The 523-nt window shown below is 26.0% G+C and carries 1 protein-coding gene; it reads left to right on the top strand.

Annotation, left to right across the window (positions count from 1 at the left end):
- Window positions 1–141: 141 nt before the first annotated feature.
- A complete protein-coding gene (locus tag GIL12_RS10005; protein WP_163470323.1) occupies window positions 142–477 on the top strand; it encodes an OadG family protein in 336 nt (111 codons plus the stop codon).
- The last annotated feature ends 46 nt before the right edge of the window (window positions 478–523 follow it).

The raw sequence follows: 523 nt of genomic DNA, 5'->3' as shown, positions 1-523 counted from the left end.
ATTTGGCTAAATCAATGGAAGATGTACTAATGTACGCATTATTTCCAGATAACGCTAGAAAATTCTTAGAAAAAAGAGAACATCCAGAAGCAGAAATAGAAGAACATATAATAAATTTATTTGTATAGGTAGGTGATAAATATGATGGAAAAAATTTCAATGATGACAGGAATTCAATTATCTATAATGTCAATGCTAATAGTTTTTGTTTTACTATATATAATTTCTTTAATCTTAGAAAGCTTTAAAGTAATATTTAAAGAGGGAAAAGAACAAAAGAAACCTGATGTTATAGTTAAGCCTCAAGTGAAAAATGAAATAAAAACTGAAACAGTGATAGTTTCTAAAAAAGGTATTACATTTGAAGAATTAGAAAGTGATCAAGATATGCTTATGGCAGCAATGGTTGCTTCAATGGAAGCTTCAGGGGAAAATAAAGAAAGCAATTATAAAATAGTTAGTATTAAACAATTATAAAATAAAGGGGATGACAAAATGAAAAAAGTATATAAAATAAAAGTAA

It is taken from the genome of Fusobacterium sp. IOR10 (assembly GCF_010367435.1).
GTDB lineage: Bacteria > Fusobacteriota > Fusobacteriia > Fusobacteriales > Fusobacteriaceae > Fusobacterium_B.
This window is presented reverse-complemented; position numbering and strand designations above follow the sequence as displayed.